At 56.5% G+C, this 21,280-nt stretch carries 19 protein-coding genes; 11 read left to right on the plus strand and 8 right to left on the minus strand.

Annotated features, from left to right (window positions below; all coding sequences use genetic code 11):
- Window positions 1–30: 30 nt before the first annotated feature.
- Genes ccmI through FJ695_RS08985 form a run of 4 tightly spaced genes read right to left on the minus strand, consistent with a single transcriptional unit; the run spans window position 31 to window position 4,749 of the window.
- Window positions 31–1,461, minus strand: a complete 1,431-nt coding sequence (gene ccmI / locus FJ695_RS08970) for a c-type cytochrome biogenesis protein CcmI (protein WP_141185121.1) — start codon at window positions 1,459–1,461, stop codon at window positions 31–33.
- Window positions 1,458–1,946 (minus strand): cytochrome c-type biogenesis protein, encoded by a 489-nt coding sequence (locus tag FJ695_RS08975; protein ID WP_141185122.1) that lies wholly within the window; start codon window positions 1,944–1,946, stop codon window positions 1,458–1,460. Before FJ695_RS08975 ends, ccmI begins: the two co-directional genes overlap by 4 nt.
- An 11-nt stretch (window positions 1,947–1,957) precedes the next feature.
- On the minus strand, window positions 1,958–3,943 hold the full coding sequence (locus FJ695_RS08980) for a heme lyase CcmF/NrfE family subunit (protein WP_141185123.1): 1,986 nt from the start codon (window positions 3,941–3,943) through the stop codon (window positions 1,958–1,960).
- Window positions 3,940–4,749 (minus strand): Crp/Fnr family transcriptional regulator, encoded by an 810-nt coding sequence (locus FJ695_RS08985; RefSeq protein ID WP_141185124.1) that lies wholly within the window; start codon window positions 4,747–4,749, stop codon window positions 3,940–3,942. Before FJ695_RS08985 ends, FJ695_RS08980 begins: the two co-directional genes overlap by 4 nt.
- 231 nt (window positions 4,750–4,980) lie before the next feature.
- Here FJ695_RS08985 and FJ695_RS08990 point away from each other — a divergent pair, with 231 nt between their 5' ends.
- From FJ695_RS08990 to paaZ, 10 genes are all read left to right on the plus strand, one after another.
- Window positions 4,981–7,320 carry a multiheme c-type cytochrome gene (locus FJ695_RS08990; protein ID WP_141185125.1) on the plus strand — a complete coding sequence of 780 codons (2,340 nt, stop codon included), beginning with the start codon at window positions 4,981–4,983 and terminating at the stop codon, window positions 7,318–7,320.
- Window positions 7,321–7,383: 63 nt separating this feature from the next.
- Window positions 7,384–7,764: a Rap1a/Tai family immunity protein gene (locus tag FJ695_RS08995; protein WP_141185126.1), complete on the plus strand. Its 381-nt coding sequence runs from the start codon at window positions 7,384–7,386 to the stop codon at window positions 7,762–7,764.
- Between the two features lie 409 nt (window positions 7,765–8,173).
- Window positions 8,174–9,379, plus strand: coding sequence for a 3-oxoadipyl-CoA thiolase (gene pcaF / locus FJ695_RS09000; RefSeq protein WP_141185127.1), 1,206 nt, complete (start codon window positions 8,174–8,176; stop codon window positions 9,377–9,379).
- Between the two features lie 120 nt (window positions 9,380–9,499).
- Window positions 9,500–10,498, plus strand: coding sequence for a 1,2-phenylacetyl-CoA epoxidase subunit PaaA (gene paaA / locus FJ695_RS09005; RefSeq protein ID WP_141185128.1), 999 nt, complete (start codon window positions 9,500–9,502; stop codon window positions 10,496–10,498).
- Window positions 10,499–10,529: 31 nt separating this feature from the next.
- Window positions 10,530–10,817: a 1,2-phenylacetyl-CoA epoxidase subunit PaaB gene (paaB, locus tag FJ695_RS09010; protein WP_141185129.1), complete on the plus strand. Its 288-nt coding sequence runs from the start codon at window positions 10,530–10,532 to the stop codon at window positions 10,815–10,817.
- On the plus strand, window positions 10,817–11,635 hold the full coding sequence (paaC, locus tag FJ695_RS09015) for a 1,2-phenylacetyl-CoA epoxidase subunit PaaC (protein ID WP_141185130.1): 819 nt from the start codon (window positions 10,817–10,819) through the stop codon (window positions 11,633–11,635). Before paaB ends, paaC begins: the two co-directional genes overlap by 1 nt.
- 12 nt (window positions 11,636–11,647) lie before the next feature.
- Window positions 11,648–12,169 carry a 1,2-phenylacetyl-CoA epoxidase subunit PaaD gene (gene paaD / locus FJ695_RS09020; protein ID WP_141185131.1) on the plus strand — a complete coding sequence of 174 codons (522 nt, stop codon included), beginning with the start codon at window positions 11,648–11,650 and terminating at the stop codon, window positions 12,167–12,169.
- A gap of 23 nt (window positions 12,170–12,192) precedes the next feature.
- Window positions 12,193–13,269 (plus strand): 1,2-phenylacetyl-CoA epoxidase subunit PaaE, encoded by a 1,077-nt coding sequence (gene paaE / locus FJ695_RS09025; protein ID WP_141185132.1) that lies wholly within the window; start codon window positions 12,193–12,195, stop codon window positions 13,267–13,269.
- Window positions 13,259–14,038 carry a Phenylacetic acid catabolic protein gene (locus tag FJ695_RS09030; protein ID WP_141185133.1) on the plus strand — a complete coding sequence of 260 codons (780 nt, stop codon included), beginning with the start codon at window positions 13,259–13,261 and terminating at the stop codon, window positions 14,036–14,038. Before paaE ends, FJ695_RS09030 begins: the two co-directional genes overlap by 11 nt.
- A 28-nt stretch (window positions 14,039–14,066) precedes the next feature.
- A complete protein-coding gene (gene paaZ, locus FJ695_RS09035; RefSeq protein ID WP_141188648.1) occupies window positions 14,067–16,121 on the plus strand; it encodes a phenylacetic acid degradation bifunctional protein PaaZ in 2,055 nt (684 codons plus the stop codon).
- Window positions 16,122–16,170: 49 nt separating this feature from the next.
- On the opposite strand, the gene FJ695_RS09040 is transcribed toward paaZ, so the two are convergent.
- The 4 genes from FJ695_RS09040 to paaG form a co-directional block, all read right to left on the minus strand.
- Complete coding sequence (locus FJ695_RS09040; RefSeq protein ID WP_141185134.1) at window positions 16,171–16,770, minus strand: TetR/AcrR family transcriptional regulator; 600 nt, start codon at window positions 16,768–16,770, stop codon at window positions 16,171–16,173.
- A 132-nt stretch (window positions 16,771–16,902) separates the two neighbouring features.
- A complete protein-coding gene (gene paaK / locus FJ695_RS09045) occupies window positions 16,903–18,213 on the minus strand; it encodes a phenylacetate--CoA ligase PaaK (protein WP_141185135.1) in 1,311 nt (436 codons plus the stop codon).
- A 25-nt stretch (window positions 18,214–18,238) separates the two neighbouring features.
- On the minus strand, window positions 18,239–18,697 hold the full coding sequence (paaI, locus tag FJ695_RS09050; protein ID WP_141185136.1) for a hydroxyphenylacetyl-CoA thioesterase PaaI: 459 nt from the start codon (window positions 18,695–18,697) through the stop codon (window positions 18,239–18,241).
- Window position 18,698: 1 nt separating this feature from the next.
- Entirely contained in the window at window positions 18,699–19,490 is a 792-nt protein-coding gene (gene paaG / locus FJ695_RS09055; protein WP_141185137.1) for a 2-(1,2-epoxy-1,2-dihydrophenyl)acetyl-CoA isomerase PaaG, read from the minus strand.
- A gap of 122 nt (window positions 19,491–19,612) precedes the next feature.
- Here paaG and paaN point away from each other — a divergent pair, with 122 nt between their 5' ends.
- Window positions 19,613–21,262, plus strand: a complete 1,650-nt coding sequence (gene paaN / locus FJ695_RS09060) for a phenylacetic acid degradation protein PaaN (protein WP_141185138.1) — start codon at window positions 19,613–19,615, stop codon at window positions 21,260–21,262.
- Window positions 21,263–21,280: the final 18 nt, after the last annotated feature.

Genomic DNA, 21,280 nt, shown 5'->3' on the forward strand with positions numbered 1-21,280 from the left:
GGTTAGGACAGACACACCGTCGCAGCGAAATTACTTGCCGATCAAGCTCCCAACGCTCTTTTTGATCCGTGCTAGTATGATCGGGTCGGAAGCATAGTGATCCTCCGCCTTGGCAAAAGCTGCTTCTGCTTTTTCGGTGTCACCCAGGGTCGCGTAAGACCGCACCAGCATTGTCCATCCATCAGGGTTGTCGGGGTTTTCTTCCAGCTTGGCGGCCAATCCTGCGACCATCCCTTGAATGAGGTCAGCTTGATCATCTTGTGACAGGCTTTGGACAGCAGCTACGTCTTCGTCGGTTATTCTTTTGGTGCCGGATTGGCTTTCAATGAGGTCCAAACCCAGATCAGTCGCAGTCTCATTGATCTTGGCAAGGACGAACGGGGCCGCGGCAAACCGCTGACGGGCTTCTTCGATGGCCAAACGTGCCAGATCGTCTTCGCCGAGAGCAGCTCGGATTTGAGCCAGCTCCTGCCAGTCCTTGTAGTTGGTCGGGTCACCCACCAAGGATTGATCCAGATCTGCTGCCCGGTCGGCGAGGGCAACCGGATCCCTACCGTTGCCATCACCGCCGGCTCTGGCGACTTCGGTGTCGGTTGCTTCCGGCAAATAGTCTTTGACATCCCGTTTGGTGAAGCGGGCCATATTGACGATGTCGCGCCGGACGAGCTGCATCCATGGTGCGCGCGGATCGGAATCTGCTGCAAGGGCGGTCCAGTCGTTCAATGCGCCCTCAAAATCTTGTGCCTGGGCCTTTGCAAGAGCCAGGTAATAGCGTGCCCGCGGGTCGTTGTTTTCTGCCCGGATTTGCTCGAACAGAATCTTTGCTGCCTGGGGAACCTTGTTGCCATTGGCCAAGGTCATGGATTCAGCATAAGTGGACAGAACGCTCGGATCATTGCCGGACAATTCCGCTGCGCGTCTGTAAGCATCGGCTGCAGACGCATTGTCACCGGTCGCCGCATAGCTTTTTGCGAGCAGCCACCAGTTTTCAAAAGATTCCGGGCTCTCCTTGACTGCTTCAACCAAAAGCTGGATGCGGCTGTTGATGTCGCCTGCCTCCGCCTTGCGGATCAGGGTTTCCGTTTTACGAGCCGCCAGCGGCTGGTCTTGCAGTTCAGGATGGCCGAGCCAGAGGTATCCGCCGATCGACCCGACACAAACTGCGATCAAGACAAGGACTGCAACGATCGGTGAGCGGTGAGACACAGACATGCCGCCGACAGAATGACGGGCGGCCCGGAGGGCACGCGCTTCGATTTCTCTTTGGGCGGCATCAAACTCCGACTGTGAAATAAGCCCGGCATCCAGGTCTCGATGGACCTCATCGGCTTGATCCCGATAAATCGACAAGGCTGCGTCGGTTTCATCCCGTTCAACTTCGGTTCGGCGCAAAAACGGCCAGACCAGCCAAAGGGCGCACAGACCCAAAGCGGCAATTGTCAGAATCCAAAAAGAGGTCATGACCGGCCATCCTTCAGTATTTTCTGCGCCGAAGAGCGTTCTTCCTCGGTCAGCGGCACCTCTTCAACAGGGTGCCTACGGGATCTCATATATCCGATGGCAGCCCCCAGGCTCAGCAGCAGTGCCATGACCGGCGTTAGCCAAAGGACAGCGTTTTTGAGCGACATACGCGGATTCAACAGGACATAATCGCCATAGCGGTCCGCGATGTAGGAGAGGATCTCCTTATCCGTTTCGCCTTCTTCCATACGGGTGCGCACCAGGACTCTGAGGTCTTTGGCCAAACCGGAATTGGAATCAAAGATCGACTGGTTCTGGCAGACCATGCATCGGAGCTGGCGGCCGATTTCCCGGGCGCGTTCTTCTTTGGTCGGGTCGGCAAACATTTCGCTGCCGTCAACCGCAAGGGCTGCGCCGGATGCAAGAGTTAAGGCGACAAGTGCTGCCAGAAGCTGTCTTATTGATAGCCGGAGAGCTGTGGTCATCAGACTGCCTCCTATTCGGCCGGTTGGGGCAGTGCCCCAGATGATTTGCGGGCAGTCGGAACGCCGACACGGAGGCGGCGGTCACCGAGCGAAATCAGTCCGGACAAGGAAATCAGCAGGGCGCCGAGCCACATCCAGGGCACGCCAGGATTATAGTAGAAGCGAACCACAAACTGGCCATTGGCAGCCGGATCGCCCAGCACTGCGTAGTAATCGCCGTGCCAGCGGGTTTCAATGCCGGCTTCTGTCGTGGGTTTTTGCTCAACCGGATACCAGCGGCGCTCGGGATAGAGCGTGGTCACCGGTTCGCCGCCTAAGGTGACGTCGACAGTGGCGACAGATGTCCTGTAATTCGGCCCAAAGCCGTCCTTGACCTGTACCAAGTTATATTCGTACCGGCCGACCTCAATCGGGATGCCCGGTGTGACGGTCTGTATCTTTTCGATGCTCCAGAGGGATGCAGCAACGACACCGGCCGAGGCGATTGCGATCCCTAGATGTCCGGTATAGAGCCCCCAAGCTGACAGCGGCAGGCCGAACAATCGTCTTGGAATAGCTGACCATCTTGCCGACCCGACACCGGCGCGGCGGGCGAGATCAAGGAGCGTTGCGACGCCTAGGAAAAGCGCGGTGCCGATGCCGAAGATGCTAACCGGATCGGGTGTGCCAAAGACAACTAGCAACAGGAGTCCCAGGACTGCAGTTGTCGATGCTGTTATCAGCGTATCCTTGCGGACACGGCGCATGTTGGCCCGTTTCCAGGACAAGAAAGGGCCAATTCCGGCGAGCAGAACAACACCTGCGAAGATGGGCAGGAAGGTTCGGTTGAAGTACGGTGCGCCGACGGTGATTTTTTCGCCTGTCGCGATATCAAGGAAGAGCGGGAACAACGTGCCGACAAAGACGGTTGCTGTGCAGGCACTCAACAGCACATTGTTCATCAGCAAACCCGTCTCGCGGGAGAGTGTTCCGAAAGTTCCGCCTTCCCGGATGTGCGACGCCCGCGCTGCAAAGAGGGTCAAGGCTCCACCGATCGCCAGGACCAACAGCAGAAGGATGAAGACACCGCGTTCCGGATCGTTTGCGAATGCGTGAACGGACGACAGAATGCCGGACCGGACCAGGAAGGTGCCTACCAAACTCAGTGCAAAGGTCAGGATTGCCAGTAGGATTGTCCAGGTTAGGAGGGCTGCGCGTTTTTCAACGACGATGGCCGAGTGGAGCAGTGCCGTTCCCAGGAGCCAGGGCATAAAGGACGCATTTTCAACCGGGTCCCAGAACCAGAAACCGCCCCAGCCGAGTTCGTAGTAAGCCCACCAGCTGCCAAGCGCGATACCGGCGGTCAAGCCGGACCAGGCCAGCAATACCCAGGGGCGCATCCAGCGGGCCCAGCTGGGATCAACTTGGCCACGAACCAGAGCTGCAATAGCAAAGGAGAACGCGGTCGAAAACCCGACATAACCGAGATAAAGCAGCGGCGGATGGAAGGCGACGCCCGGATCCTGAAGCAGCGGGTTCATGCCCTGGCCATCGAGCGGCGGATGCGGAATGCGCTCAAACGGGTTTGATGTGAGCAGGATAAATCCGATGAAACCAACGCCGATCATGGCCTGGACGGCGAGCACTACGGAGCGCATGCTGACCGGAATGGTCTTGCCGAAGAAGGCGATCAGAACACTGAACAAGGCCAAGATCAACACCCAGAGAAGCATCGACCCTTCGTGGTTCGCCCAGACACCCGTCACTTTGTAAAGTAGCGGCTTGCTGGAATGGCTGTTGAGCGCAACGTTCAGAACCGAGAAGTCGGACACCACATAAGCGTAGGTGAGAGCTCCAAAGGCGGCCGCGATCGCAAGGAACTGGATCTCCGCTGCGTGATCCGCAAAGCGCATGGCGGAGGCGTTGTCGGTTTGAAGACCCCAAATCGGGACGATGGCCTGGAGAACGGCAACTGCAAGCGCCAAGACTAGACAAAAATGACCAAATTCGATGATCATGAACAGGCTCCGTCCCGGAAAGATTGAGGTGAGGTGGACCCAGTCAGGAACTCCCTGACAACAGAGTTTGTCGAGGTCTCTGGCACAGGTAACGGCAACCGTCTTTGAAGCGCTGCCGGATCAATCAGAGAATAGGCATTGCGTGCCGGAAACTGGACCAGTTTGCTTTTTTTCAGCCGGGTGAAGATCCGGCTAATGGTTTCGGTATTCAGCCCCAAATAGTCGGCAATGTCCTCCCGGGTCATCGGAAGTTCGACGTAGATGCCCTGGTTCACGGGCCGGCCAATCCGGTTAGCCATGTCCAAAAGAAACAGAGTGACCCGTTCGGTGCTGTCGAGCCGGCCGAGGGTAACGAGATGCGCAGAACACTCTTCCAGCCGTTGATGCATGACATTGAAGAGTTCGCTCACCAGAGCTTCCGGGCAACCTTGCCTCGATCCGTCGCTCATTTGAACCATTGTTTGAAGGTCGAGCTCGCATAACATCGTGTCGCAGAGCGCCTCGATCCATTCACCCGTTCGGGGACCCGCGCTGGTCCCAACACCGCAAATGACATTTCCGGCGGTTTCAATGCCGAGTATCTGGCGACGGCCGTCAGCCAGCCCAATGCAGATAGCGGTCATGCCGCTGAGAATGACCCAGATTTTCCGGCAAAACCCTTCTGAGATATCCAGTCTGTCGCCACGGCGCAGCATTTTGTGCCGGCGGCTTGAGTGAGTGGACTGTGCGCTCCGGCAAAGCCTGTGTGCACACATGGACTCGCCGCATTCCAGATTGCCATTTATCGAAACATTGTAACTCGACATGCGGCCCCCGCACGAACCTGTTGCCTACTTGACTTTGGTTAGTAAGGTTCACGCAAAGAACGCTACAGTGCCTTCGAACTCCTCTCTATGATTTGAATCATTTCAAATCTTTGAAACTAAATATGTAACCTTTGATACCTGCTAATTGCAGAACTCTGACAATTATCAGGGAATGAGATTCTGCTCCTTCGTAGCTTCAGGAAGACTGAACTCGGAGAGGAGTCGGGTCTTATGAGAAACCTGTTGATTGCGATTGGCGTGCTGCTGTGTGGCTCTGCCTTTGCGCAAGAAGTGCCCGAAAAGGTCGACCTTGCGGTCGCCCAGGAAAAGGGCTGTTTGTCGTGCCACGAGGGAATTGAAAAATTCACTGGTGGCGTGATGATGGAAACCATTGAAGCCATGGGGCCGGATCTCGGCGATCCTGCTGGCTGTGTGGTTTGTCATGGCGGTAATCCGCAAGGGCTGACCGCCGAAGATGCCCACAAGGGCACAGTTCAAGATCTGGCTGATGCCGGTGGTCCGCATACTTTCTATCCCGACCCCGGAGCCTTGCCGATTGCGGAAAAAGCCTGTGGCCAGTGCCATGAAGGTTATACCGAGCGCTTGACCAAATCCCTGATGAACACCGAAGCCGGCAAGCTTCAGGGCAACCTGTGGTCCTGGGGCGTGATTGACGGCCGCCGTGCGGTCTACGGCAACTACACCCTGGTTGATGAAGACGGCAAAACCCCGGCTGTTGGGACGGACAAGTACAAAGAGTACATGACCGCTTATGCCGAAGCGCATCCCGATCAGTTGCCGGACTCCATGGAGCAGGTGCCGGATGTGGATGTTGAGGCGGTATCTGATCACCCGAATCTGGCTGGTATCACCTATTCCCGTCAGCAGTGTCAGCGCTGTCACGTTGGTGTGACGGGCCGTGAAAAACGCGGTGACTTCCGCGGGGCCGGGTGCTCTTCCTGTCACGTTCCCTATTCGAACGATGGCTTTTATGAAGGCAACGACCCAACCATCGCGAAGGATCAGCCGGGCAAACTGCTGACCCACCAGATGCAAGGATCTCGGAAGTCCAAGGTCAATCACAACGGTCTTGAGTATTCCGGTATTCCGACGGAATCCTGTGTGAGCTGTCATAACCGTGGCAAGCGGATCGGCGTCAGCTATCAAGGCATCATGGAATTCCCCTATGGCTCGCCATATGATGAAAAGGGTGGCAAACAGCCGAAGCTTCACACCAAGAAGTACCTCTACATCAAGGAAGACCTGCACCACGCGCAAGAGTCGCGTCCGGGCAATCCGGAAGGCGGACTGCTATGCCAGGACTGTCACACAACCATCGACATGCACGGTGACGGCAACCTGCCGGGAACCACACTGGCACAGGTTGAAGTTGAGTGTGAGGACTGTCACGGCACCGTCAGCCAGTTCCCGTGGGAGCTGCCGCTCGGATATGGTGAAGAGTTCGGCGTTAAGGCTGAAGGCGACGCCCGCGGTCTGACCGATGAACTGACAGAAGAACAGTATCTGGCTTATGAGTATGAAGCTCAGGACGGTTACCTTCTGACAGCGCGCGGCAACCCGTTTGGCAATGTCGTGAAGTCTGGTGACAAGGTCATCATGCACTCCGCGTCTGGTCTCGACTTCGAAATTCCGGTCCTGAAGCAGATTGCCAAGGACGGCACTTGGAAGTCGCCGAATGCGGAAGTTGCCATGATGAGTGTCGGCAAACACATGGAAAGCATGGAGTGCTATGCCTGTCATGCTGACTGGGCACCGCAGTGCTACGGCTGTCACGTCACTGTCGACTATTCTGAAGGCAAGACCGACGTAGATTGGATCACCAACGCCAACAACCGCGGTGAAGATGGTCTGACACCGGATGCGGCCATGGGTACCAACGGCATGACCGGTCCTGGCAAGGTATCTGAAACCCGCAGTTACCTGCGGTGGGAAGAGCCGACCCTGGGCATCAACGGTGAAGGCCGTGTCAGCCCGCTGATGCCTGGCTGTCAGGTGATCACGACCGTGATCGACAAGGATGGCAACACGGTTGCGCACAATGAGACCTGGATGACCCCGGATGCCGGCGGGACCAAGGGTGTCGAGCATGCCGCTGTTCAGCCGCACACAGCCGGCCGGGAAGCCCGGTCCTGTGAGAGCTGCCACAACAATCCGAAAGCACTCGGATATGGCATCTCCGGTGGCCGCTTCCTGAACGGTTATGACAAAGGCTTCACAGTGGATCTGGAGACGGCAAAGGGTGAAATGATCCCTGGCAAGACCTCTGTCCAGAGCCAGCCGATCCCAAGCCTTGATCATGACCTTTCCAGGATCGTGACCGAAGACGGCAAACAGCTGGTGTCTGTTGGTTCCCACTGGGATCTGACCGGACCGCTTCCGCAAGAGATGCGCGAGAAGATGGAACGGACAGGTCTATGCATGGGCTGCCACCAGAACATGACGGATGAAAATCTCTGGGACAAAGTCAACAGCGAGAAATTCGTCAACAACAAAGAGCACCAGGAAGTCATGGACAAAGCGATCCATGCGCTGTCTGAAAGCAAAAAGTAAGACCGATATCCGGGCCACCTTCAGCGGCCCGGATCCCGCCTATTTACTGAGGAGCCCGACACGATGCGCGCTTTTCGAATTTTAGCACCTGCCGTGTTTGCCGGTGCTCTTGTGGCAAGTCCTGTGTTTGCCGACTCCCACGGTGGACCGTCTGTCTATCTGGCTGCAGACCTCTTGTCGCCGTGCCAGGAAGCCGACAATGATGCCCGCTGGGGGGAGGCTGCCGAAACCGAGTGTGAGCAATACATGATCGGTTTTGTGGATGCCTTGAAGTTAACTGGCGCCAAAGAGAGCATGGGGATATGTGCTCCTGAGCTGAATACGGCCGACGAAGTCCGCTGGGCGTTCATGCGCTGGGTTCACGCGTCTTATTCCAAGCGCAAGGCGATGCCGGCCAATGAAGCCGTTCTGGCCACGTTAAAAGAGAACTTCGCTTGCAAATAATCTGAGCCTCTTTGACGTCACTCCATGAGTGGATTGGTGAAGACAGATTGAAAGTCATTTGGAAAGGCTTGAGAGGGGTTTCCTCTCAAGCTTTTTTGTTTTGAAATTGCGCCTTACCCGCGTGCGCGCAGGTCGGGAGGCGGCAGGTGCTTGCTTTGAAATCGGTGTCAGCAGACTGGGAAAATCGGCGCAATTTCCGTAAACTAGGACTCTAAAAGCCTTATTTTACCGTGGGTCCGGTTTATTGCGTATGGTCTTAATTTATTGAAAAATATGCGATAAAATTCGTGACTCTTGCAAACATCACAATTTTCCCAAAAAATGGTTCTACGTGTGATGTTTTGGTGCTATATAAAACTGACCGACCGGTCGATGAATTTTATTGCGGGTCGTCAAATGGGAGAGACATATGCCAAATGCCTTTATCTGTGACGCAGTGCGCACACCTATCGGACGATATGGAGGTGCCCTGTCTCAAGTGCGGACAGATGATTTGGCTGCAATCCCTTTGCAAGCTTTGAAAGATCGCAACACGTCCGTTGATTGGGAAGCGGTGGCAGATGTCATTCTCGGGTGTGCCAATCAGGCCGGTGAAGACAACCGCAATGTTGCCCGCATGGCGGTCCTTCTGTCTGGCCTGCCGGTGTCGGTCCCTGGAACAACGGTCAACCGTCTGTGTGGATCCGGTATGGACGCCATCGGGCTGGCCGCACGTACGATCCGGGCCGGTGATGCCGAGCTGATGATTGCGGGCGGCGTCGAAAGCATGAGCCGCGCGCCGTTCGTAGTCGGCAAGGCAACCACCGCCTTTTCGCGCAATGCGGAAATGTATGACACCACCATCGGCTGGCGTTTCAGGAACAAGAAACTGGACAAGGCATTCGGTACACATTCAATGCCGGAGACGGCAGATAACGTTGCCGAAGATTATAACATCTCCCGCGAAGATCAGGATAAGTTCGCTGCTGAGAGCCAGCGCCGCTGGGATGCCGCGCACAAGGCCGGCGTTTTCAAGGAAGAAATCGTCCCGGTCACAATCCCGCAGCGCAAGGGTGATCCGATCGTTGTCGATACGGATGAGCATCCGCGTCCGGGCACTGGCGTAGAAGCCCTGGCAAAGCTGCGCGGCGTCAATGCACCTGAGCTCACGGTCACGGCCGGCAATGCTTCAGGTGTGAACGACGGCTCGGCCGCCGCGATCATCGCCACAGAAGATGCAGCAAAGGCGAACGGCCTGACGCCGAAGGCGCGTATTGTTGCCATGGCAGCAGCCGGTGTTCCGCCGCGCGTCATGGGCATTGGACCAGTTCCTGCCACGCAAAAAGCATTGGGACTTGCCGGGCTGACCATCGATCAGATGGATGTGATTGAGCTCAACGAGGCCTTTGCATCCCAGTCGCTGGCTGTGCTGCGGGAACTTGGACTGCCGGATGATGCCGCACATGTAAATGCCAACGGCGGCGCAATCGCAATTGGGCACCCGCTTGGCATGAGCGGGTCCCGTTTGGTGTTGCATGCGGCCAACCAGCTGCAGCGCACGGGCGGTCAATATGGCCTTTGCACCATGTGTGTCGGAGTAGGGCAGGGGATCGCCCTCATCCTGGAGCGGGTGTAATTTATTTTGACGGGCTTGGGAGAGCGTCCACCGTCGGATTTTGCCGATAGGCGGATGTCGTAAAGCCTGAACGGAACGCGCCGGACTTTTGACCTGTCTGGCGGACTTGGAGGAAGTGGCATGTATGCACAGCTGGTGAAATCTGATGCTCTGAAGGCGCGCGAAGAGATGTCGCCCGAGGAGCAGGCGTTTCAGGATCGGGTCGACAACGGCGAAAAGATCGAGCCGAAAGATTGGATGCCGGAAGGGTATCGCAAGACTCTCATCCGTCAGATCGGTCAGCATGCGCACTCAGAGATCGTCGGCCAGCTGCCGGAAGGAAACTGGATCACCCGTGCGCCGACTTTGGAGCGTAAGGCTATTCTTCTGGCCAAGGTTCAGGACGAAGCCGGCCATGGTTTGTATCTCTATTCCGCCGCCGAAACGCTGGGTGTGAGCCGGGATGAACTTCTCGAAGCACTGCATTCGGGCAAGATGAAATACTCGTCGATCTTCAACTACCCGACGCTGAACTGGGCTGACATGGGCGCGGTCGGCTGGCTGGTTGATGGCGCGGCGATCATGAACCAGGTGCCGCTGCAGCGCACGTCCTATGGCCCTTATTCCCGCGCAATGATCCGGATCTGTAAGGAAGAAAGTTTCCACCAGCGCCAGGGCTATTCCATCATGATGAAGATGGCCTTCGGCACACCGGAACAGAAGGAAATGGCCCAGGATGCCATGAACCGGTTCTGGTATCCGGCGCTGATGATGTTCGGCCCGTCGGACAAGGATTCTGTTCATTCCGCACAGTCCATGGCCTGGAAAATCAAGATCAACACCAATGACGAACTGCGCCAGAAATTCGTCAATGAGACCGTACCGCAGGCCGAATACCTCGGTCTGAGCATTCCGGACGAGACGCTCACTTGGAACGAAGAAAAGCAAGGTTACGACTTTGCCGAGCCGGACTGGAGCGAGTTCTTTGAAGTGATTAAAGGCAACGGCCCGTGCAACCGCGAACGCATGGAAGCCCGGGTTAAGGCTTGGGATGACGGCGAGTGGTTCCGCGATGGTTTGAATGCTTATGCCGACAAAGCCGCTGCGCGCCGTCAGGCAGCTGGTGTGGCTGCGGAATAACCGAACAACGATGATTGAGGGAGAGACAGTCATGAGCAAAAAAGAATGGCCGCTCTGGGAAGTTTTCATCCGTGGCCAGCATGGCCTGAACCACCGTCACGTCGGCAGCTTGCATGCATCGGATGCGGAAATGGCGATCAATCATGCGCGCGATGTTTATACCCGCCGCAAAGAAGGTGTTTCCATCTGGGTGGTGCCGTCCAAGGAGATCACGGCCTCAAGCCCGTCTGACAAAGGACCGCTGTTCGATCCGGCGGAAAGCAAGACCTACCGGCATCCGACGTTCTTCGATATTCCCGAAGAAGTGGGGAAAATGTGATGGCTGAAGACACCACAACCACCACACCCGTGCAGGATCAGTTCATTTCGGATGTTTCCCTAAAGCCGGCCTTTTTCGAATGGCTCTGCCGGATGGGTGACAATGCTCTGGTCCTCGGCCACCGCACCTCAGAATGGTGCGGTCATGGTCCGGTTTTGGAAGAAGATATTGCGCTGGCCAACACGGCTCTCGATCTGATCGGCCACACCCAACTGTGGCTGGGTCTTGCGGGAGAAGTGGAAGGCGAAGGCCGGGATGCCGATCAGCTTGCCTATCTGCGCGATGCCTTCAAATTCCGCAATGTCCTGCTTGTTGAATTGCCAAAGGGCGATATGGGCGTGACGATGATGCGTGAGTTCCTGTTCGATGCTTATCATCACATTCTGCTGTCTCGGCTTGCCGAGAACTCCAAGAGCCCGCGTGTTGCCGAGATTGCTGCCAAGGCTCTGAAGGAAGTCAGCTACCATCTGGAACGGGCGTCCGATCTGGTTGTCCGGTTGGGTGACGGCACACCGGAAAGCCATCAGCGCATGCAGGGTGCACTGGATCTTCTGTGGCCTTACACCGGCGAAATGTTCATCGGAGATGAGCTGGATGCTGCGGTCGCTGAGGCTGGGATTGCGCCTAAACCTGAAGACCTGAAGGCTGCTTGGGAAATCAGCGTGCGCGAAGTTCTGGAAGAAGCCACTCTGGCTCTGCCGGAAGGCGCAGGCTTCGTTCACAAGGGTGGCAAGCAAGGCCGGCATACAGAGCATCTTGGGTACATTCTGGCGGAGATGCAATTTCTGCAACGCGCCTATCCTGGCGCGGCCTGGTAAGGGATCAAGGCCATGTCCATCACCCAAACCACGCCGACTGAGCAGGTCTGGGACTGGCTTGCTGAAGTTCCTGATCCGGAAATTCCGGTTGTCTCAGTTACCGAGCTCGGAATCATCCGCGACGTGCACTATGAGGGCGAAACCCTTGTTGTCGCCGTCACGCCGACCTACTCAGGCTGCCCTGCTACGGCTGTCATTGATTTGATGATCGAGGACAAGCTGCGGGAAAAGGGCCTGCAGGACATTCGTCTTGAGCACCGATTGTCGCCACCCTGGACTACGGACTGGGTCACACCGGAAGCGCGCGAAAAGCTGACGCAGTTTGGCATTGCGCCGCCCATTGATGGCACGGCCGCTGACGGCATGAGCGCAAAAGCTGCGCGCTTGTCCGGCAAAACCAATCTCGTGGTTCCCTGCCCAAGATGCGGGTCCGCTCACACAGAGCGGGTCAGCCAGTTCGGGTCAACCCCTTGCAAAGCCGCCTGGCGCTGCAAGGACTGCCTGGAACCATTCGACTATTTCAAGTGCATTTGACGCCCAGGAGGAGGGTTTCGCCTATGGCACGATTCCATTCGCTAGAAGTTACCGACATCCGCCGCGACACGCGCGATGCCGTTGTGGTTACATTGCAGCCGGATGCGGCTGATCAAAACGCTTTTGAGTTTACACAAGGCCAATATCTGACCTTTCGCCGCGACTTCGACGGTGAAGAACTGCGCCGGTCCTATTCGATCTGCACAGGCAAAGACGAAGGCTGCCTTAAGGTCGGAATCAAGCGGGTCGAAGGCGGTGCCTTTTCAACCTGGGCCAATGAAGAGCTGAAGGTTGGTGATCATCTGGACGTCATGCCGCCGATGGGCCGTTTTTTTACGGATCTGGAACCGGAGAAGACGAAAAACTATCTCGGGTTTGCCGGTGGATCCGGAATTACCCCGGTTTTGTCGATCATCAAGACCGTACTGGCGCGTGAGCCAAATAGCACCTTCACACTGATCTATGCCAACCGGCAGACCAGTTCGATCATGTTCCGAGAGGAGCTGGAAGATCTCAAGAACAGCCACATCGGCCGCTTCTCAGTGATCCATATTCTGGAAACCGAGTCCCAGGATATCGACTTGTTTACCGGTCAGATCGACGCCGAAAAAATGGACCTCTTGTTCAAGCTTTGGGTGGACGCGGAAGGTGTCGACACTGCCTTCATCTGCGGTCCGGAACCAATGATGCTGACCATCGCGGATGGATTGCGCAAACACGGTCTCACAGATGAACAGATCCGGTTTGAGCTCTTTGCTTCTTCCCAGCCGGGACGGGCGAAAGCCCGCGCAACATCGCAGTCTGCTGCTACCGGCGCTGGAACGTGCGATATATCCGTCACGCTCGACGGCAGCACCCGGAACTTCCAGATGGAAAAGAACGGCACGTCTGTTTTGGAAGCGGCCATCGCCAATTCCATGGATGCACCCTTCTCCTGTAAGGCAGGCGTCTGCTCTACATGCCGGGCAAAAGTCGTTGAAGGCGAAGTGGAGATGGAAGTGAACCATGCGCTGGAGGACTACGAAGTCCGCGCCGGTTATGTCCTTTCCTGCCAATGCATTCCGGTCTCAGACAAGGTGGTGATCAGCTATGACGAATGAAGCCGTTCTTGAAGACAACACCGCCATGTCCTTGACCGACTATTTGGCCAAAGGCGGCAAGCTCTCCTCTCCGAACAATGTTCCGCCGCGCTACCGAGGCGAACTCCTGCGATTGATGTCGTCCTTTGTTGACAGTGAGCTGGCCGGGTCTGCCGGATTTGCCGATGCAATCAATTGGGCGCCTGGTTTGAAGGAACGCATTGCGGCGAGCCGGATCACTTTGGAAAAGGTCGATCACGCCGAACAGGTGCTCGATCTGATGACCGACTTTGGTACCGACAAGGCGCTTTACAACAAGGCGCACAGCTGGTCCGCCCGTCAATCCAGGGATGCCCATGTTGATCCGAAACGTCAGGGCGGAGACATGCGCTTGTCGGTGTTTCATTACCCAATGCAAGGCTGGGCCGATGCGGTTGTCATGAACTTCCTGATGGGCCTGGCGACAGTGCATCAGCTCAAGGAACTCAGCCAAACCTCTTATCAGCCGCTTGGAGAAGTGTTCCGCAAAATCCTACCGCGCGAACAGCGCCATATGGAGCTTGGCTTGGAGGGGCTGCAGGCTCTGGCTGGCAACGAAACAGACCGTGCAGAGGCTTTAGCATCCGTCGGATATTGGATGCCGCGGGTTGCGGAAACTTTCGGCCCAGCACAATCGGGGCGGTTTGACCGGCTCAAGGAAATGGGCCTGCGCCAAACTGACAATGAAACCTTGCGGGCCGCATGGAAAGCAGACGTAGACGCGCGGCTTGCCGAGCTGAAGCTCATATAAAAAGATAAAAGGAACATCCAGAATGGCCATGGGGACGACGGCGCGCCGTTTGGAAAGTTATGTTGAGGGCGCTTGGCGCCGGGGGGATGGTGAAGGCCAACCTGTCTTGAATGCCGCCACGGGCGGCATTCATGCTTTGATCGGGACTGCGGGGCTAGATTTCAAAGCAGCGCTTCAGTGGGGGCGGGCCAAAGGCGGTCCTGCTTTGCGGGCCATGACCATCCACGAGCGGGCTTTGATGTTGAAAGCCGTTGGCCTGAAGCTTATGGAGCTGAAAGAAGAGTTTTATCTGGAGAACTTTGCGACCGGCGCGACCCGGCGAGATGGCTGGATCGATATTGAAGGTGGTATCGGCACCATGCTGACCTTCGCTTCAAAAGCGCGCCGGGAATTGCCGAACACCAAGGTTCTGACTGAAGGGCCGGTGGAGGTTCTGGCGCGCGACGGATCGTTTGTCGCCCAGCATATCTTGAGCCCATTTATCGGTGTTGCTGTTCACATCAACGCCTACAATTTCCCCGTCTGGGGCATGCTGGAAAAGATCGCGCCGTCGCTGATCGCCGGAATGCCTTGTATCGTCAAGCCGGCGTCTCAGACCGCTTATCTGACAGAGCTGGTGGTTCGTCGGATTCTAGAAACAGGCCTCTTGCCCGACGGCGCGCTGCAGATCGTGACGGGGTCTGCGGGAGATCTGCTGGATCACGTCGACGAGCAGGACGTCGTGACATTTACCGGCTCTGCATCCACCGGCCAGAAACTGAAATCCAGCCCATCTGTTCTGAAACACTCCGTCCGCTTTACCATGGAAGCCGACAGTTTGAACGCGTCTATTCTGGGTGCTGATGCTGGCCTGGGAACAGACGAATTTGATTTGTTTGTTCGCGAAGTTACCAATGAGATGACCGTCAAGGCGGGGCAGAAATGTACCGCAATCCGCCGAATCATTGTGCCCAAGGCGCATGAACAGGCCGTTGTCGAAGCCGTCTCAGCCCGCCTATCGAAAACCAAAATCGGATTGCCGGACGATGAAGCGGTGCGAATGGGCGCAATCGTCTCCTTGAAGGACCGCGAAGGCGTCAAGGCCAAGGTGGCCGAGCTTTCCAAAGAAGCCGAGATCGTTGCCGGATCCATGGACAGTGTTGACTTGGTGTCTGGTGACGCAGAGCACGGTGCCTTTATGGCGCCAGTGTTAATGCGCTGTGCTAGGCCGCTCGATGCTGAGATTGTGCATTCCGTAGAAGCCTTTGGCCCGGTCGCCACGGTCATGGCTTATGAAGATAATCAGGAAGCCGTTGAACTGGCTCGGAAAGGCAGGGGGTCTCTGGCGTCTTCGCTTTTCACCAATGATGGTGCGCTTGCGCATGAAGTCGTCACAGGCTTGGCCCCATTCCATGGCCGCGTGCTGATGGGCAACCGCGGATCAGCCAAATCGTCGACTGGCCACGGTTCGCCCCTCGCACCACTGGTGCACGGCGGTCCAGGGCGTGCTGGCGGCGGCGAAGAAATGGGCGGCATGCGCGGCGTCAAACACTTCATGCAGCGCTCTGCGATACAAGGCACGCCGGAAATGCTGTCAGCTGTGACCGGTCAGTGGATTGAAGGCGCACCGGTGTGGGCGGACGTTCACCCGTTCCGTAAGTCTTTGGCCGAACTGAAGATCGGCGATCAGATCGTCACCAAGGCACGCGAAGTTACCCTGGAAGACGTGGAGCATTTCGCTGAATTTACCGGTGACACGTTCTACGCCCATATGGATAGTGATGCCGCCAAGGCGAACCCGTTCTTCGATGACCGGGTGGCACATGGCTACCTGATCGCGTCATTTGCGGCGGGGCTTTTCGTAGACCCGGAGCCGGGCCCGGTGCTCGCCAACTACGGTGTCGACAACTTGCGCTTCCTGACACCCGTCTATTTTGGTGACAGCCTGAAAGTTCGGCTCACCTGCAAGGAAATCAATCCACGTGAAAACGCCGGGCATGGCGAAGTTCGCTGGGATTGTCAGGTCACGAACCAGAAGGATGAAGTGGTTGCGCAATATGATGTTCTGACCATGGTTGCCAAGACCTGGCCGGAGGCGTCATAGGGCCAGGGACGACTTGCCGGTCAACAATGGAGCTTGACCGGCAGACTGATTAGCGGACGGCCTTGACGCCTTCCAGGATCAAGGTAGTGGCGACCTTGGCGTAGTCTTCGCGGGAGATCGGACCGCCCTCCTTGAACCACATATAGACCCAGTTCATCATGCCGAAGAGCGACATGGTCACCGGCATCAAAAGCGGCCGCTCAGGGGTTTCCAGATGCGGATGGATGTCCTTCAAAGCATTTGAAAAATGCCGGACGATCCGCCGTTCGATGGCAACAATCTCGCTCTTCTGCTCATCGGATAGAGCCGGGCCCGCATTCAGCTGAACCTTGTGTTGGTCATCTGCACCACGATAGGAATCAAGCACAGTCATGACCAAGGTCTGCAGCCGCTCTTCTGGGGGCAACGTCGGATCATCGGCTTCTTCCAGCGCCTTGTCGAGGATGGCCAGGTGGGATTGTATGATCTCGAAAATGAGGGCGTCTTTCGACGGGTAGTAGTGATAAAGCAGGGATTTTGAAACGCCGGCTTCCTGAGCAATTTGTGCCATAGAAGCTTTTTCCATGCCCTGCGTTGCAAAGACATTTGCTGCGGTGAGCAGAAGGACGTGCTGTTTTTCCGCAAAATCACTGGCGCGGGTTCTCGCCATGTGTTCGGAACTCCATAGTTTGACAAGTTGCTGCCATAGCAACCCAATGCCATTTCCAAGTCAATCGACTTACCGGTCGGCCAATGAATGGCCAACCGGAAATTTCACAGATTTTTATATGAGCCTGTTTCGTTAGCCCTTCGGGCGATTGTCTAGGACCCGCTTGGCTTTACCTTCCGAGCGCTGAAGTTTTTCTGGGTCATGGATTTCGATTTTTGTTGAGATGCCGATCGTCGACTTTATGTGGTGTGCCAATTCCTTTGCGGAAGCCTCGCGCGCTTCGCTGCTGGAGGCATTTGGCATGGCTTCGCCGTGAACGATCATCGCGTCCATACGTCCTGCCCGGATGAGTTCGATCTGGAAATGAGCGGCAAGACCTTCACATTTGAGGATCTGCTCTTCGATCTGTGTCGGGAAAACGTTGACGCCCCGGAGAATGATCATGTCATCGCTTCGGCCGGTGATTTTCTCGATCCGGCGCATGGAGCGGGCGGTTCCCGGCAGGATCCGTGTCAGGTCACGGGTCCGGTAGCGGACCATCGGCAGGCCTTCTTTGGTGAGTGTGGTGAAGACCAATTCGCCCATCTCGCCGTCGGGCAGGACTTCTTCCGTCACCGGATCGATGATTTCCGGATAGAAATGATCTTCCCAGATGTGCAGGCCGTCTTTGGTTTCAACGCACTCTTGTGCAACACCGGGGCCCATGATTTCCGAAAGTCCATAGATGTCGACCGCATGCATATCGAAAGCCTGTTCGATTTCGAGCCGCATCGCATTGGTCCAGGGTTCGGCGCCGAAAATGCCGACTTTCAAGGAGCTTTGGCGGGCGTCGAGACCACGGCGCCGGTATTCGTCGAGAATGGACAGCATATAGGACGGCGTCACCATGATGACGTCCGGCTTGAAGTCTTCAATCAGTGTCACTTGGCGTTCAGTCATGCCGCCGGAGATCGGCACCACGGTGCAGCCAAGGCGTTCTGCGCCATAGTGTGCGCCGAGGCCGCCGGTGAAGAGGCCGTATCCATAGGCATTGTGTAGAATGTTGCCCTTGCGCCCGCCGGCCGCCCGGATGGAGCGGGCAATCAAGTCTGACCAATGGGAAATATCATTGGCGGTATAACCCACAACAGTTGGCTTGCCTGTCGTGCCGGATGAGCCATGGATGCGAACCAGGTTTTCCCGTTCTGTTGCAAACATGCCGAACGGATAGCAGTCGCGCAGGTCCTGCTTAATGGTGAACGGGAATTTTGCGATATCTGCCAGAGACTTGAAGTCGCCTGGGTGCGCACCGTGTTCATCAAACCGTTTTTTGAAAAACGGAGAATTTTCATAGGCGTGGGTGAGTGACCAAGTCAGGCGCTCTTGCTGTAGCGCGGAGATTTCATCGCGGCTGGCGATTTCGATGGGATCCAGAGTGGCGCGATCAGGAGTGAGATCGATCATGGTGTTTCCTCATAAAAGGCGCGGTTCAGGCCGGTTGTTCTTCTGTTGGCAGAAAAGTGCGATTGATGGTGCGGGAGTGGCCGCGGAACTCTGCGATAACTTTGCCGTCTTCGCGGATCACTCGAATGTCGTAAATGCCGGATCGTCCGGTCCGGGAAATCTCACGTGCAGAGGCCGTCAGAAAATCGCCCAAGGTTCCCGGGGCGATGTAGGTGACCGAGCAATGCTGGGCGACGGTCATCTGGTTGTAGGTATTGCAAGCAAAGGCAAACGCACTGTCTGCCAGAGAGAAGATGTAGCCGCCATGACAGTTGCCGTGGCCGTTGGTCATATCTTCAGTGATGGTCATGGAGATATCGGCTTCGCCAGGTGCGATATGCAGGATTTTCATGCCCAGTTTTTGCGATGCGTTGTCGCCGTCCCACATGAGCTTGGCGCAGGCTTCGGCCAGTTCCTGTGGTGTCATGTCTTTGGTATTTTGCATGTCATTCACCGCGGAAATTGGCTGGACGCTTTTCTAAGAACGAAGTAACGCCTTCTGCGTAATCGTCGGTGAAGCCGGCAGTGCGCTGGCAATCCCGTTCCATGTCGAGGTGTGTGTCGAGATCCTGGTTTGCGGCTGCCTGGATGAGGCGTTTGGTCAGTCCCAGGCCGACGGTTGGGCCGGCGGCAAGTTTTTCGGCAATTGCGGTTGCTTCGCCAATCAGCGCATCGTCGTCGACCGCTTTCCAGATGAGGCCCCAGTCGGCGGCCTGCTGAGCCATCAAGGGTTCAGCCAGCAGGGCAAGGGCCTTGGCGCGCGGTTCGCCCAAGATGCGGGTAAGGGACCAGCTGCCGCCAGCGTCAGGAATGAGGCCGATCTTGGAAAAGGCCTGGATGAATTTTGCCGAGCGGGCAGCCAGAACAATATCGCAGGCAAAGGCGATGTTTGCACCGGCGCCGGCTGCTACGCCATTGACTGCGCAGATGACAGGTTTTTCCAGGCTTCGGATAAGACGCAGAGTCGGATTGTAGAACGTTTCAATCGTGTGACCGAGATCGGATCTTTCCCCGTTGCGCGGGTCCCGGTCGCCGAGATCCTGGCCTGCACAAAAGCCCCTTCCGGCGCCTGTCAAGAGAATTGCTCTCACCGTTTTTTCGGAATGTGCGCGCTCAATTTCTGCGCGAAATGCCAAGTGCATTTCCTCGTTAAACGAGTTGAGTTTGTCCGGCCGATTGAGCGTAATTTGCAAAACGCCGTTGGTTAGATCCGAAATAACAGTTTGATTTTCTGACATATTTCTCTCCCTGGCACCATTTTCCTCCGGTGTCGATAAAACAAAATGTTGCATAAACCGTCCGGTCGGTCAATTATAAGGATCAACACGGCTGGTCCGTGATGCAGTTGGGAGGAGACTACATGACGCAGCTTTTTGATCGGCACCGCACGTTGCTCGAGCGGGCATTGCACGCGATCAAAACGCGCGAATTCTGGACGCCGTTCCCGGAAATTCCTTCTGGCAAATCTTATGGCGAAACGGCCCGCGCAGATGGTGAGGCGGGGTTTGCCGATCTGCTCGGCAAGCCCTTTGATCTTCCCGGTCATCCTGAAGATCGCCGCGCCGGTAAAGAGACGTCTCCCTGGGGTCAAAACCTCGATCTGACGTATCCAACTGCGGATGTGGAAACGCTGGTTGTCGCGTCCACGAGGGCATCAGAAGCTTGGTCAGAAACATCTGTCGAGAAACGGATTGGTGTGCTGCTTGAGGCGCTGGTGCGCTTGAACAAGATCAGTTTTCTGCTCGGCCATGCGACCGCTCACACAACAGGACAAGCCTTTGCAATGGCTTTTCAGGCGGGTGGTCCGCATGCCCAGGATCGAGGTCTAGAAGCTGTAGCTGCCGCATACGCCGAATTGACCGCAACGGCCCAAAGCGCCGTTTGGGAAAAACCACAGGGCAAACGCGCTCCGATCATCATTGAAAAGCGTTGGGAGATTGTGCCGCGTGGAATAGCCCTGACAATCGGCTGCAACACGTTTCCAACCTGGAACGGATATCCCGGCCTGTTCGCCAGTCTGGCAACCGGCAATACGGTGATCGTCAAACCGCATCCCAAGGCCATTCTGCCGCTCGCGATTACGGTCAAGTTTTTGCGCGAAATTCTTGCCGAAGAAGGTCTGCCGGCCGATGCAGTTCTCCTTGCGGCCGATGAACTGGAAACCCCGATCACCAAAGAGCTGGTGCAGCATCCGGACGTTCAATTGATCGATTACACCGGGTCGTCGGAATTCGGTGGCTGGATCCGTCAGAACGCTGGCGATGCTTTGGTGTTCACGGAAGAAACCGGTGTGAATTCGGTGGTGATCACCGGTACGGATGAGTTTGACGCCATGTGCGCCAATCTGGCGTTTTCGGTGTCGCTTTATTCCGGCCAGATGTGCACCTCACCGCAGAACATCTATGTGCCGAAGGACGGCATTGAGACTGATCAGGGTCACAGGTCCTTTGATGAGGTCATCGGCGGCATTTCGGCCGCGATCGACAGCTTGCTCGCCGATCCGAAACAGGCCTCCGGTGTTTGTGGAACAATCGTGAATCCAGCAACACAAGATCGCATTCAGGCTGCCCGCGGCGCAGGACGTGTTCTTCGGGAAAGCGATGAGACGGGTATTGGAACGTCTGCAACGCCATTGATTGTTGCCGTAGACCCCTCAGACCAGATGCACCAACAGGAGTGCTTTGGGCCGATCGTTTTTGCTGTCGCCAGTGACACCGCTGAGGAGGCCGTGCGTCAGGCGTCACGCTTTGCCCGGGAAAAGGGGGCGATCACCGCAGCGCTTTATGCCACGGATCAAGAGCTGATTGGCCAAGCGTCGAAAGCTTTCGCCCGTGCCGGTGTCAATCTGTCGGTCAACCTGACCGGCAACATCTATGTAAATCAATCGGCGGCGTTCTCCGATTTCCATGTGACCGGTGCAAACCCGGCCGGAAACGCAAGTCTCACCGATACCGCATTCGTCGCACCGCGCTTCCGGCGCGTGATGATCCGCTGGCCCAAAACCGCCTGATCAGGCGGTCGGCCATTC

This window comes from Labrenzia sp. PHM005 (assembly GCF_006517275.1).
Classification (GTDB): Bacteria; Pseudomonadota; Alphaproteobacteria; order Rhizobiales; family Stappiaceae; genus Roseibium.